Here is a 13,661-nt window from a genome sequence, read left to right as displayed (position 1 = left end):
AAAACCGCCTATGAAGGACATTGCCAGCTTCATCGCGCTGAACCGTTTCGGGCTGGGCGCCGCGCCGGGGGATGCCGCCCGGGTGGCGGGCAATCCGCGCGGCTGGCTCGGGGCGCAGATCAAGCGGCGCCCGGCCCTGCCCCGGGCCTTGGCGCGGTTTCGCGATTCCGACAGTATCCTGACCGAGATTCACCGCGCCAAGCGCGCCGGGCCGGAGGCGCTGCAGGCCAGCACCGACGCGGGTTTTCACCGCCATTTCACCCCCGAAGTGGCCGCCCGCACCCAGGTGATGATCGCCTCGGACACGCCCTTCGCCGAACGGATGGTGATGTTCTGGTCGAACCATTTCAGCGTCTCCAACAGCGATCTCCTGGTCGGACCGGCGATCCCCGCCTATGAGCGCGAAGCGATCCGGCCGCATGTGTTCGGCACATTTGCCGACATGCTCAAGGCGGTCAGCAGCCATCCCTGCATGATTGGCTATCTCGACAATGCCGGGTCGATGGGCCCGCAATCCCGCGCCAGCCGGAAAAGGGGCCAGACCCAGACGGCACCGCTGCACGAAACCCTGGCCCGCACGATCCTGGAGCGCCACACGCTGGGTCCCGATGGCGGCTATACCCAGCAGGACGTGACCGGCCTGGCCAAGGCGCTCAGCGGCTGGAGCCATGGCGGGCTGACGCCCGGCGAGGAGGACGGCCCGATCCATGGCCGCTTCGAATTCCGCCACGATTTCCACGAACCCGGCCCCAAACACGTGCTGGGCCGGACCTATGCCGAAAACGGATTGCACGAAGGGGTGGCGCTGCTCGACACCCTGGCGCGCCATCCCGCGACCGCGCAGACGATCGCCACCAAGCTGGTGCGCCATTTCGTGCATGACGATCCGCCCGCGGGCGCGGTCGCCCGGATCGCCAAGGTATTCCAGGCCAGCGGCGGCGACCTGGCCGCGGTGTCCGCCGCGCTGATCAACCTGGACGAAGCCTGGGAAAACCCCACCGCCAAGGTGAAATCCCATTACGAACTGGTGCTCGCCACCTATCGCGCCACCGGCCAGACCCGCCCCGGCGCGCAGGAGGTGCTGGAACCGCTGCACCTGTTCGGTCAACTGCCCTTCACCGCGCCCAGCCCCGCCGGCTGGGGCGACCGCAGCGGCGACTGGATCGCCCCCGAGGCGCTGATGGCGCGGATCGAATGGCTGCGCGGCTTCGCTTCGGGCCTGCCCTCGACGCTCTATCCCGAAACCGTGCTGCGCAACAGCATCAACCCGGTGGCGCAGCAGGCGACCCGCGACTGGATCACCCAGGCGCCCTCGGGCGACCGGGCCATCGCGATGATCCTCGCCAGCCCCGAATTCCAACGGAGATAACGATGTTCGACCGACGTTTGTTTCTGAAAACCACCGGCGCGGGCATGATGACGGCGCTGGCCGCCGGCCGGGCCGCCGCCGCCTCCCCCCGCACCGACAGCCGGCTGGTGATGATCCTGCTGCGCGGTGGGCTGGACGGGTTGCACGCGCTGCCGCCCTATGCCGACAGCGAATACCAGAAAATGCGCCCCACCCTGGCGCTGTCGATGGCCGACAAGGTGGTCGATCTGGACGGCTATTTCGGCCTGCATCCGGCGCTGGAAGCGCTCAAGCCGCTATACAGCGCCGGGGAGCTTCTGTTCATGCCCGCCGTCGCCGCCCGCTATCGCGACCAGAGCCATAGCGAGGCGCAGAACATGCTGGAAAACGGCAGCGGCAAACCCTTCGGCGCCGAGGACGGATGGCTGAACCGCGCCATCCTGGGCCTGAACCCGGGCGAGCGCGAACTGGGTCTGTCGCTGGGCCCCACGGTGCCGCTGATCCTGCAGGGCGAGGCCCCGATCCAGAGCTGGGGCGATGACGAACGGGCCGCCCTGGACCGGGATTTCCTGTTCCAGGTCGGGCAGATGTACCGCAGCGACCCGCTGTTCATGGACGCGCTGCAGCTCGGCGCCCCCGGGTCCGGGTTGCTGACCGGTCCGCAGGCGTCGCCGGGGACGGAGGATTTCATCGGCTCCGCCAAGGTGGCCGCGCAGAACCTGTCGCGCAGCGACGGGGCGCGTATCGCGGTGATGGAACTGCAAGGCTGGGACACCCATTTCGATCAGGCCCGGCGGCTGGAGCCGCTGCTGGCGCAACTGGCGCAGGGCATCACCACGCTGAAGGACGAACTGGGGCCGCGGGTCTGGCGCCGCACCGCCGTGGTCGTCGTGTCCGAATTCGGCCGCAGCCCGGCGGAAAACGACAGCCAGGGCACCGATCACGGCGACGGCGGTTTGGCGATCATGGCGGGCGGCGCGGTGCGCGGCGGGCGGATCGTCGGCCATTGGCCCGGCCTAACCCAGACCACCCTGCTCAACGAAACCCGTTCGCGATCCCAAAACGCCTATGAAAGCATGTTCAAGGCGGTGCTGATCGACCATCTGGACCTCGATCGCCACTTCGTCGAGGACAAGGTTTTCCCCAACAGCGGCGGCGTTCTGCCTCACAAGGGGCTGCTGCATTTTAGCTGACCCCGCGGATACCCGTTGCTATTGTGCCGCGAAATGGGCATCTGACCGTTTCCGAGGCCCGGAAGACAAGAGAAACTTTGCATGCAAACGGCAACCTATTAAGCTTGATACGCCAGTACCCATTATGCCGCCTTGCCTCGTGATGCGGCTTTAAAAGGCAGATGATGCAAAAAAACCGATTTCTGAGTTATCTTCCGTCCCTGGTCGCCATCATCGCCGTCGGTCTTCTGGCCTTCATTTACCATCACCAATCCCGCGTTAATGCCGCCGCCGACATCAAGGCCGAAGTCGCCGACAAGACCGACAGCCTGCGGACCCGGCTGCAAAGCCAGATCGATGGCGGCATTCACCTGAGCCGCGGGGTGGCTTCGATCCTGAGCCGCAATCCGGACATGACCCAGGTCGAATTCAGCCGCGTCGTGTCGGAAATCTTCACCGACCTGCCCGAGGTTATAAACATCGCCTGGGCCCCCGACATGGTCATCACAAGGGTGCACCCGGTCAAGGGCAACGAACAGGCGATCGGGCTCGATTTCCGGACCTTGCCGGATCAGCTCGACGCGGTGGTCAAGGCGCGCGATACCGGGCAGATCGTGCTGGTCGGCCCGATCAATCTTGTCCAGGGCGGGCGAGGCTTCATTTTCCGCGTTCCGGTCTATGCCCCGGGCGACGACACGGTGCTGTTCAAGGGGCTGTTGTCGCTGGTCTTCGACATGGATGCCTTCCTGGCGAAATCCGGCATGACCGACCCCGGCAACGGGATCGAAGTGGCCGTGGCGGTCGATCACGGCAAATTCGGCCCCGTTGAAATGATGCTGGGGCCCCTCGATCTGGTCAATGACCGGCCGGTCACGGAACAGGTTCTGATCCCCGGCGGCAGCTGGACGATCTTCGCCCGCCCCTCCGAAGGCTGGGAAGCGGCGGAACGTCCGCCGTTTTACGACCGCCTGCTGCTGTTCGTCGTCGGCCTGCTGATCCTTGTCCCGCTGGTGATGGCAAATGCCCTGGCGGTGTCGCGGCAGGCGACGATCCGGGAAATGGAAATCACCGCCCGCCGCCTGAAAGGCGTGATGGAAAACGCCCCCGGCGCCTATGTTTCGTTCAAGATGTTCCAAGACGGCAGCCAGCAGATCGAATACATCTCCGATGTCTGCAAGGATATCTGGGGGATCGACAGGGAAACGATCCTGGCCGACGGGCAAGTCCTCTGGAATACGGTTTTCCCAGAGGATCTGGCAGGGTTCAAAGAGGAAATACAACGGGCCTTGGAAACAAGAAGACCCTGGCATTTTAAATGGCGGATCACCACCCCAACGGGCGAAGTGAAATGGCTTGAAGGCCGCGGGCGGATGACCCCCCTGCCCGACGGCAGTATCCGGCGCGACAGTTTCGCCGTCGACATCACCGAACAGAAACAGCGCGATGAAGACTTCGAACGGCAGGCCGAAATGGTGCGCCAGGCGCAGAAGCAGGAAAGCATCGGCCACATGACCGGCGGCGTGGCGCATGATTTCAACAACCTTCTGGCGGTGGTGCGCGGCAGCCTGGAACTGCTGCGCGACGATCTGGAGGAAGAAGGCATCGAAGACGACGACCGCCTGAGCCTGATCGGCACCGCGATCCAGGCTGCCGACCGCGGCGCCGAGCTGACCAAGAGCATGCTGAGCTTCGCCCGCCGCGCGCGGCTCAACCCCGAGGTCGTCGACCTGAACGAGGTGGTCAAGGAAACCGAGGCCTGGGCCGGGCGGACATTGCCCGCAACAATCGACGTTCAGGTCGACCTAGCGCCGGTGCTGCCGAAGATCTGGGTCGATCGCGGATCGACCGCTTCGGCGATCCTGAACCTGATCGTGAACGCCCGCGATGCCATGCCCAGGGGCGGCGCGCTGAAGATCACCACCGAACAGCAGCAGCTCGATGCTCGGACCATTCAACAGCATGGCGAGGCGATCGACCCCGGCACCTATGTGGTGCTGACCATCTCCGACAGCGGCGAAGGGATTTCCGAGGCGATCAGGGAACGCATCTTTGAACCCTTCTTTTCGACCAAGCATCCCGGCAAGGGGTCGGGGCTGGGCCTGTCGATGGTCCAGGGTTTCGTCAAGCAATCGGGCGGCACCATCCGGGTCACGTCGCAACCGGGTCAGGGCACCACGTTCAAGCTCTATTTCAAGCCCCATGAGGGGCAAAAGGTGCTGAGCGGCGCGGAAAGCGGTTTGCGCGGCGACACGCCCCCCGCCGCCCTGCGCATCCTGCTGGCCGAGGATGATGAAGGCGTGCGCGCCGTGCTGACCGCGACGCTGGACCGGCTGGGCCACAATGTCGAGGCGGCCGAGACCGGCGACGCGGCGCTGGCGCTGTTCCAGAAAGATCCCGCCTTCGACCTGCTGATCACCGATATCGTCATGCCGGGCCACTTGCAGGGCACCGACCTGGCACGGGAAATCCGCCAGATCGACACGGCGCTGCCGGTGATTTTCCTGTCCGGCTATGCCCGCGATGCCGATGCGGTGGGCGGTGACATGGACCCAACGGAAATCCGCCTGATGAAGCCGGTACGCCGCAAGGTTCTGGCCGAGGCGATCGAGCGCGCGATCGCCGCGCGACGGAACATCTGAGCCGCCGCAAATGAAAAGGCCGGCGCAAAGCGCCGGCCCTCAATCGCTGCTGAAACGTCAGCTCAGCTCATGCTCTTTTCGATCCGGTCCAGCGTTTCCATCGCCGCCAGAACGTCGTGGCAATCGCCGTTGGGTTTGCGGCCTTCCTTGATCGCGGCGATGAATTCGCGGTCGATCAGTTCGATCCCGTTGTTCGACACTGCCACGTCGGACAGGTCGATCTGGTTCTCATACCCGTCATACAGGTCGTCGTAACGCGCGATATAGGTGCCGTTGTCGCAGATATAGCGGAAGAACGTGCCCAGCGGGCCGTCGTTGTTGAACGACAGCGACAGGGTGCAGATCGCGCCCGATTCCGTCTTCATCCCGATCGACATGTCCATCGCGATGCCCAGCTCGGGGTGCTTCGGCCCCTGCAGGCCATAGACTTCGGATGCGACTTCGCCGGTCTGGTACTGGAACAGGTCGACGGTGTGGCAGGCGTGGTGCCACAGCAGGTGATCGGTCCAGCTGCGCGGTTCGCCCTTGGCGTTCATGTTGGACCGGCGGAAGAAATAGGTCTGCACGTCCATCTGCTGGATCTTCAGCTCGCCCGCGTCGATCTTGTTCTTGATCCACTGGTGGCTGGGATTGAAGCGGCGCACCTGACCGGCGATGCAGGTCAGCCCGGTTTCTTCCTGCACTTCGCAGATGCGGCGCGCGTCTTCCAGAGTATCCGACATCGGGATTTCGATGAAGACCGGCTTGCCCGCGCGCATCGTCAGGATCGCCTGTTCGGCGTGCAGCTGGGTCGGCGTCGCCAGGATCACCGCGTCGACGTCGTCGCGCGCGACGCATTCTTCCAGCGTGGTCGCCCAGTGGCCGATGCCGCGTTCCTTGGCCAGCGCTTCGATCTTCTCGGCGGTCGGCCCCATCACCGAGGTCACCGTCACGTCCTCGATCGCGGCCAGCGCGTCCAGGTGTTTAATGCCAAAGGCGCCATAGGCGCCTGCAACGCAAATTCTCATGCCAATTCTCCGTCATCGGTGCGGCCTGTGCCGCAGCTTCGGTCATCCCTGCAGCTATCATAGTGCCGTGCCGGGGAGGAATTTGAAACAGCAGCCAGCAATATTCAATTTTGTTATAGGCACCCGCCTATTGCAGGTTGCGCCCCTCGTCGCGGATCAGGTCGATGAAGCGGGTCTGGGTCGGGGTCGGTTCCCACCCGGCGCGATAGGTCAGCCCGATGGCGCGGGCGCTGTCCTTCAGGTCGATGGGCAGGGTGACGATGGCGCCGGTCTCAACCTCGATCTCGACCTGGCGGCGCGACATGATGGTCAGGTAATCGCCCCGCATCATCAGCCCGCGCAGCAGCGCCAGCGAACTGGCCACCACCCGCACCGGCGTGTTGGGCAGTTGCGGGATCTTCAGGATTTCGAACAGGTAGCTGCCGCTCGGCGTCGCTTTGGGCGGGGCAATCCAGGGATAGGCCAGCGTGTCCTCAAGGCTCGGGTTCGGGTGCCGGGTCAGCGGGTGGCCCTGCCCCGCGACGATGTAAAGCCGGTCCTCGAACAACGGTTCCTGCACCACGTCATCGGCGGGCAGGTCCTTGCGCAGCGCACCGACCAGGAAATCCAGATCGCCAAAGCGCAGGTCGCGCAGCAGCGATTCATAAGGCGCATCGACGCAATGCAGCTGCACCCGGCCCTCCGACGCCCTCAGCAGCCGGTCCATCGCCGCAGGCAACAGAGAAGGCCGCGACAGAGGCAGCGACCCGACCACGATGCGGGTCGAATCCTGCCCCTGCAGCGCGCTGATCTCGTACCGCCCCTGACGCATCTCCGCCGCCGCCAGCCGGACGTAATAGGCAAACGCCTCGGCCGCCGGGGTCAGCTGCACGCCGCGCCGGACCGGTTCGAAAAAGGTGATGCCGGACAGACGCTCCAGATCCTTCGCGGCGCGGTGCACGGCGGGTTGCGACACCCCGATCTGGCGGGCGGCATGGCTGAAGTTTTCGGTCTGCGCCACCGCCGTCAGCGCCCGCAGCTGGGTCGCGGTGGTGAGCCGGTGGAAATCGCGCCGCCCGGGATCGGGGGATTTGCGCCGCGCCTGCCGCTCGCCTTCCTTCAGCAGGTCCAGCGCCCGGTCGACCCGGTGCAGGAACAACTTACCCGCTTCGGTCGCGAACATGCCTTCGGGGCGGCGGTCGAACAGCGGCTCGGACAGGTCGCGTTCCAGCTTGGCCACCGCCTGGGTCACCGCCGGCTGCGACAGGTGCACCTGCCTGGCCGCGTCCTTGATCCGGTGGCAGGCCGCGACTTCGTGCACCGCCAGAAGATGCCGAACATTGGGCAAAGTCGCGTCCATGCCATTCCCCCCTTTTCCAAAATCCTATAACATTTTCAAATTGCGACCGGCAAGGAATGAACTGGGGTTCCGCGCCCCATATATCTATGTTCACGCCAAGCCGGGCACACACCCCGACGACGAAAAACGAGGACTACGCTCATGGACGCAGACTATCGTCCCTTCCATCCCAATCCGAAGGTGCCCGATTACACCCCGCCCGCAGGCGCGGTGGACGCGCATTGCCACGTGTTCGGCCCCGCCGATACATTTCCTTATTCGCCGAAGCGGAAATACACCCCCTGCGACGCGCCGAAGGAAAAGCTCTTCGCGCTGCGCGACCATCTGGGGTTTTCCCGCAACGTGATCGTGCAGGCGTCGTGCCACGGCACCGATAACGCCGCGCTGGTCGATGCGCTGGAAACCGCCGGGAACCTGGCGCGCGGCGTGGCCGTGGTGTCGCCCGACGTCACCGACGAAGAACTCGACGCGATGGACAAGGCCGGCGTGCGCGCCGTGCGGTTCAACTTCGTCAAGCGTCTGGTCGATGCCACCCCGCGCGAAGTCTTCACCGGCATCGCCGAGCGGATCACCAAGCTGGGCTGGCATATCGTGGTCTATTTCGAAGCCCCCGACCTGGAAGACCTGACCCCGTTCCTGACCAGCCTGCCGGGCATCATCGTGGTCGATCACATGGGCCGCCCCGACGTGTCGAAAGGCGCCGATCACCCCGATTTCGACCGTTTCGTCGACCTGATGGCGGACAATGAAAACATCTGGGTCAAGGTCAGCTGCCCCGAGCGCCTGACCGTCGCCGGCCCGCCCTATGAAGATGTCGTGCCCTTCGCCAAGCGTCTGGTCGATGCCTTCCCCGACCGCGTTCTGTGGGGCACCGACTGGCCCCACCCGAACATGAAATCGCACATGCCAGACGACGGCCAACTGGTGGACGTGATCCCGCAGATCGCCACCACCGAGGAAGCCCGGCGCAAGCTGCTGATCGACAACCCGATGCGCCTTTACTGGCCCGAAGAAACGAACACCTGAAAGGAGACGCCCAATGGAACTTGAGGACCTCGACCATCACGTTCACATCGAAGGCACCACGATTTTCGATGGCGAAATGGCAATGAAGGGATACGCACTGAACAAGATGTGCTTTTCCTTCAACCGGGCAGACGCCCGCAACGCCTTCGTCGCCGATCCCGAAGCCTATATGGAAAGCTTCGGCCTGAACGACGAACAGAAGCAAGCCGTGCGCGACAAGAACGTGCTGGCGATGATCGCCGCAGGCGGGAACATCTACTACCTCGCCAAGCTGGCCGGCATCTACAAGCTCAGCGTGCAGGATATCGGTGCCCAGCAGACCGGCGTGACCACCGAAGAATTCAAAGAAAAACTCCGCAAGCAAGGAGAATAAATCATGGCGAAGATCATCGGTGGCCTGACCACCAGCCACATCCCCGCCGTCGGCAACGCGATTGCAAACGAACTGTACGACGATCCCTATTGGAAACCGTTCTTCGACGGCTACCCGCCGGTGTGGGAATGGCTCGACAAGCACAAGCCGGACGTTGCGATCAACATCTACAACGACCACGGCCTGGGCTTCTTCCTCGACAAGATGCCGACCTTCGCGATCGGCGCCGCGCATGAATACGTCAACGAGGACGAAGGCTGGGGCATCCCGCAGCTGCCGCCCTTCCCCGGCGACGCGAAGCTGAGCTGGCACATCATCGAAGGCATGGTGGCGCGCGAATTCGACATCACCTCGTGCCAGGAACTGCCGGTGGACCACGGTTTCACCGTGCCGATGCAGCTGTTCTGGCGCGGTGCGCATTCCAACCCGAACATGCCCCGCGCGATCCCGGTCAGCGCCAACACGGTGCAGCACCCGATCCCGACCCTGAAACGGGCGCTGGACTTCGGCAAGGCGCTGCGCGCGTCGATCGAATCCTACCCCGAGGACATCAAGGTGGTGATCCTGGGCACCGGCGGGTTGAGCCACCAGCTCGACGGCGAACGGGCCGGGTTCATCAACAAGGAATTCGACACCTACTGCATGGAAAAGATCATCGACGATCCGGAAGAGCTGACCAAGATCACCCGGATGGAGCTGGTCGAGAAAGCCGGCGCGCAGGGCACCGAATTCCTGATGTGGATGATGATGCGCGGCGCGCTTGGCGACAACGTCAAGGCATTGCACAAGAACTACCACATCCCGATCTCGAACACCGGGGCCGGTACGATGCTGCTGGAATGCGAAGGCGTCGACTGATCCTGTCGCGATCACCGAACACCGGAAACGGCGGGCCACTGGCCCGCCGTTTTTTGTTTGTCCCGCAGGCGGGACTGAGTGGGTTATAGCGAGGCTTGCACTTAATCAAACGATTGATTAACATTTCACCATGACCGACACACAGACTCAGGCCGGAACCCGCGACGCGCTGCTTGAGGCGGCGCAATACCTATTCGGCCACAAGGGCTATGAGGGCACCTCGACCCGCGCCATCGCGGACCGGGCCGGGGTCAACGTCGCCTCCATCGCCTATCACTTCGGCGGCAAGGCCGGGCTGCGGCGCGCCTGCGCCGAAGCGCTGGCCGAGCGGCTGAACGCCGCGCTGCAGGCCGAAGGGCCGCGCCCGCTGCCCGGCACGCCGCAGGCGGCGGTGGCGGAAATGGAAACCGCGATCCGGGCGATCACCGGCATTATCGTGGGCTCCGACGGTGCCCGCGACACCGTCACCTTCATCCTGCGCGAACTCGGAGATCCGGGCGAAGCGGCCGAACTGATCTTCGCCCGCCTGTTCCTGCCCCGCCACGCGCGGTTCTGCCAGCTGTGGTCGATCGCCACCGGCCAGCCCGCCGAGGCCGACGAGGTCAAGCTGACGATCTTTTCGCTGATCGGGCAGATCGTCTATTTCCGCATCGCCGAACCCTTCGTGGCCCGGCGCATGGGCTGGTCCGCGACCGGCCCGGACCAGGCCGCACAGATCGCCGATCTGATTATCGGCAACCTCAACGCCATGATCGAAAGGGCCCGCAGATGAGCCTGCTTTGCGCCATTCCCTTCGCCTCGCTGCTGTTCACCGCCTGCGAACCGCCAGCGCCCTATGCCTCGGGCTATGTCGAGGGCGAATTCACCCTCGTCGCGCCGGTGGAAACCGCCCAGATCCGCGACATCGCGGTGGTGCGCGGCGACAGGGTGCCCCCCGGCCAGGTGATGGTGGAAATGGAACGGCGCGACGCCGAAATCGCGCTGGCCCAGGCCGACGCCAACCTGGCGCAGGCGCGGTCGCAGCTCGCCAACCTGCTGGAAGGGGCGCGGCGCGAGGAAATCGAGGTGATCGAGGCGACGCTGGCCTCGGCCAAGGTGCAGGCGGAGGAAGCAGAACGGTCCCGCGAACGGATGACCCAGCTGGCAGAACGCGGCGTCGTCACCGATGCGCAGCGCGACGATGCCGTCACCGCCGCCCAGGTGGCCCAGGCCGCCGTCGCGCAGGTGTCGGCGGAACTCGCCGTCGCCCGCCTGCCCGCCCGGCCGCAGGCCATCGCCCAGGCCGAAGCCGCCGTCGCGGCGGCCGAAGCGGCGCGCGATCAGGTGTCCTGGAGGTTGGAACAGCGTAGCCTGTCGCTGCCCGAAACCGTCACCGTGGTCGATGTGATCCGCCAGCAGGGCGAAATCGCCGGGCCGTCGGCGCCGGTCCTGTCGGTGCTGGCCGACGGGGCGGTGAAACTGCGCTTCTACGTGCCCGAGGCGTCGCTGTCGCAGATCGCGGTGGGCGACCTGATGGCGGTCGCCTGCGACGGCTGTGACGCGGGGCTGCAGGCGAAGATCAGCTATATCTCCAACGAACCCGAATTCACCCCGCCCGAGCTGTATTCGGTGCAGAACCGCCAGAAGCTCGTCTATCTGGTCGAGGCGCGGCCAGCCAATGGCAGCGACCTCAACCCCGGCCAGATCGTCGATGTCGCCCTGCCCGGGGCCGGGCAATGACCGACAACGCCATCACCGTGACCGGGCTGACCAAGCGGTTCGGGGACAAGACCGTCGTCAATGACGTGTCGCTGTCGGTGCGCAAGGGCGAAATCATGGGCTTCCTGGGCCCCAACGGGTCGGGCAAGACCACGACGATCCGGATGATGTGCGGGCTGCTGGAACCCGACGGCGGCGACGGCACCGTGCTGGGCTACGACATCCGCCGTCACCGCCGCGCGATCAAGCGGCGGGTGGGCTACATGACGCAGCGGTTTTCCTTCTACGAAGACCTGACAATCGCCGAGAACCTGAATTTCGTCGCCGGGCTTTATGGCATGAAACCGAAACGGCAGGTGGTGCGCGACACGCTCGAAGACCTCGGCCTGACCGCGCGCAAGGATCAACTGGCCGGGAAGCTGTCGGGGGGCTGGAAACAGCGGCTGGCGCTGGCCGCCTGCATCATGCACAAGCCCGATCTTCTGCTGCTGGACGAACCCACCGCCGGGGTCGATCCCAAGGCGCGGCGGGAATTCTGGGACGAGATTCACAACCTCGCCCAGGACGGGCTGACCGTGCTGGTGTCGACCCATTACATGGACGAGGCCGAACGCTGCCACCGCATCGCCTATATCTCCTACGGCCAGTTGATCGCCAAGGGCACCGTGGCCGAGGTCCTGCGCGATGCGAACCTGACCACGATGATCATCAGCGGCGACAAGGTGGCGGCGGCGGCGCGCGCGCTGAAGGGCGCGCCGGGGGTCGATCAAATCGCGCCGTTCGGCGCCACGTTGCACGTGGTGGGGCGCGACGGAGCGGCGCTGAAAGCCTCGGTCGCGGCGGTGGCGGAGCAGACCGGCTGCACGGCGGGCCCGGCGGAAACCAGCCTTGAGGATGTGTTCATCCAGCTGATGGGCAGCGCCGAGGACAACATGCAATGAACCGGTTCTTTTCCTTCATCCGCCTGCGCGCGCTGCTGGCCAAGGAAACCATCCAGATGCGCCGCGACCGGGTGACCTTCGCGATGATGCTGGGCGTGCCGCTGGTGCAGTTGATGCTGTTCGGTTTCGCCATCAACACCGATCCCAAGGAATTGCCCGCCGCCCTGGTCGCGCCGACCCAGGACAGGTTCACCCGCGCCATGGTGTCGGCGCTGGAACTGACCGGCTATTACCGCTTCACCGCGATGGGTACGACGGCGGCCGAGGCCGAGGAAATGATCACCAAGGGCGACGTGTCCTTCGTGGTCACCGTGCCGTCGGATTTCGGCCGCCGGGTCGAACGCGGCGACGGCGCGACCATGCTGATCGAAGCCGACGCCACCGACCCGTCGGTCGCCTCAGGCGCGATATCGACCCTGTCGACGGTGGCCCGCTCGGCCTTGCAGCGCGAAGCGGGAATCGCCGCCGCGTCGCCGCCGGTCGAAATCATCGTGCACCGCCGCTACAATCCCGAAGGCATCACCCAGTACAACATCGTGCCGGGCCTGTTGGGGGTGATCCTGCAACTGACCATGGTGATGATGACCGCGATGGCGCTGACCCGCGAGGTCGAGCGGGGGACGATGGAAAACCTGCTGTCGATGCCCGCCACGCCGCTGGAAATCATGCTGGGCAAGATCGTGCCCTTCCTCGCCGTCGGCGCGGTGCAGGTGGCGGTGGTGCTGATCGCCGCAAAAGCGGTGTTCGACGTGCCCTTCGTGGGATCGCTGTCGCTGGTGCTGGCGGGGATTTTCGTCTTCGTGCTGGCGCTGGTGATCCTGGGCTACCTGATTTCGACGCTGGCGCGGACCCAGATGCAGGCGATGCAGCTGACCTTCTTTTTCTTCCTGCCCTCGCTGATGCTGTCGGGCTTCATGTTCCCCTATCGCGGCATGCCGCAATGGGCGCAGCTGCTGGGCGAGGTTTTCCCGCTGACCCATTTCCTGCGCCTGATCCGTGCGGTGATGCTGAAAGGGGCCGAACCTGCGACCGTCGCCGCCCCCTTCGCGGCACTTGGCCTGTTCACGCTGGTGCTGGCGCTGCTGGCACTGCTGCGGTTCCGCCGCACGCTGGACTAGGGTACACGCCCGCGCACCTGCCCCATGTAGGTGAAAACCCATTGCGTGTTTTCACCAACTTGCTTTCAAACAGGCCGTTTGGAATGCTCCTGCCCAATGCATTTTCAGTCCCGCCCCAGGAGGGGGGCAGGACGACAACGGG

General features: G+C 65.0%; 12 protein-coding genes. 10 read left to right on the top strand and 2 right to left on the bottom strand.

The features are described from left to right. Window positions 1-10 precede the first annotated feature (10 nt). From GR167_RS16665 to GR167_RS16655, 3 genes are all read left to right on the top strand, one after another. Complete coding sequence (locus GR167_RS16665) at window positions 11-1,369, top strand: DUF1800 domain-containing protein (RefSeq protein ID WP_160974858.1); 1,359 nt, start codon at window positions 11-13, stop codon at window positions 1,367-1,369. Between the two features lie 2 nt (window positions 1,370-1,371). Continuing rightward, window positions 1,372-2,541, top strand: coding sequence for a DUF1501 domain-containing protein (locus tag GR167_RS16660; protein WP_160974857.1), 1,170 nt, complete (start codon window positions 1,372-1,374; stop codon window positions 2,539-2,541). Between the two features lie 161 nt (window positions 2,542-2,702). Beyond that, entirely contained in the window at window positions 2,703-5,159 is a 2,457-nt protein-coding gene (locus GR167_RS16655) for an ATP-binding protein (RefSeq protein ID WP_160974856.1), read from the top strand. Between the two features lie 62 nt (window positions 5,160-5,221). Here GR167_RS16655 and GR167_RS16650 read toward each other — a convergent pair whose 3' ends face one another. Next, window positions 5,222-6,166 (bottom strand): Gfo/Idh/MocA family oxidoreductase, encoded by a 945-nt coding sequence (locus GR167_RS16650; RefSeq protein ID WP_160974855.1) that lies wholly within the window; start codon window positions 6,164-6,166, stop codon window positions 5,222-5,224. A 127-nt stretch (window positions 6,167-6,293) separates the two neighbouring features. Next, window positions 6,294-7,505, bottom strand: coding sequence for a LysR family transcriptional regulator (locus GR167_RS16645; protein ID WP_160974854.1), 1,212 nt, complete (start codon window positions 7,503-7,505; stop codon window positions 6,294-6,296). A 141-nt stretch (window positions 7,506-7,646) separates the two neighbouring features. On the opposite strand from GR167_RS16645, the gene GR167_RS16640 reads away from it, so the two are divergent. The 7 genes from GR167_RS16640 to GR167_RS16610 all read left to right on the top strand — a co-directional run bounded on the left by GR167_RS16640 (window position 7,647) and on the right by GR167_RS16610 (window position 13,519). Then, window positions 7,647-8,531, top strand: a complete 885-nt coding sequence (locus GR167_RS16640; RefSeq protein ID WP_160974853.1) for an amidohydrolase family protein — start codon at window positions 7,647-7,649, stop codon at window positions 8,529-8,531. A 13-nt stretch (window positions 8,532-8,544) separates the two neighbouring features. Continuing rightward, window positions 8,545-8,904, top strand: coding sequence for a protocatechuate 4,5-dioxygenase subunit alpha (locus tag GR167_RS16635; RefSeq protein ID WP_160974852.1), 360 nt, complete (start codon window positions 8,545-8,547; stop codon window positions 8,902-8,904). Between the two features lie 3 nt (window positions 8,905-8,907). Next, a complete protein-coding gene (locus GR167_RS16630; protein ID WP_160974851.1) occupies window positions 8,908-9,762 on the top strand; it encodes a class III extradiol dioxygenase family protein in 855 nt (284 codons plus the stop codon). Window positions 9,763-9,892: 130 nt separating this feature from the next. After that, complete coding sequence (locus GR167_RS16625; protein ID WP_160974850.1) at window positions 9,893-10,534, top strand: CerR family C-terminal domain-containing protein; 642 nt, start codon at window positions 9,893-9,895, stop codon at window positions 10,532-10,534. Further along, on the top strand, window positions 10,531-11,481 hold the full coding sequence (locus GR167_RS16620; RefSeq protein ID WP_160974849.1) for an HlyD family secretion protein: 951 nt from the start codon (window positions 10,531-10,533) through the stop codon (window positions 11,479-11,481). The genes GR167_RS16625 and GR167_RS16620 overlap by 4 nt, the downstream gene beginning before the upstream one ends. Further along, a complete protein-coding gene (locus tag GR167_RS16615; protein WP_160974848.1) occupies window positions 11,478-12,401 on the top strand; it encodes an ABC transporter ATP-binding protein in 924 nt (307 codons plus the stop codon). The genes GR167_RS16620 and GR167_RS16615 overlap by 4 nt, the downstream gene beginning before the upstream one ends. Continuing rightward, entirely contained in the window at window positions 12,398-13,519 is a 1,122-nt protein-coding gene (locus GR167_RS16610) for an ABC transporter permease (RefSeq protein WP_160974847.1), read from the top strand. Before GR167_RS16615 ends, GR167_RS16610 begins: the two co-directional genes overlap by 4 nt. The last annotated feature ends 142 nt before the right edge of the window (window positions 13,520-13,661 follow it).

This window comes from Thalassovita mangrovi, assembly GCF_009857745.1.
Lineage (GTDB): Bacteria > Pseudomonadota > Alphaproteobacteria > Rhodobacterales > Rhodobacteraceae > Thalassobius > Thalassobius mangrovi.
The sequence above is the reverse complement of the archived record's forward strand: the minus strand, read 5'-3'. Positions and strand labels throughout refer to the sequence as shown.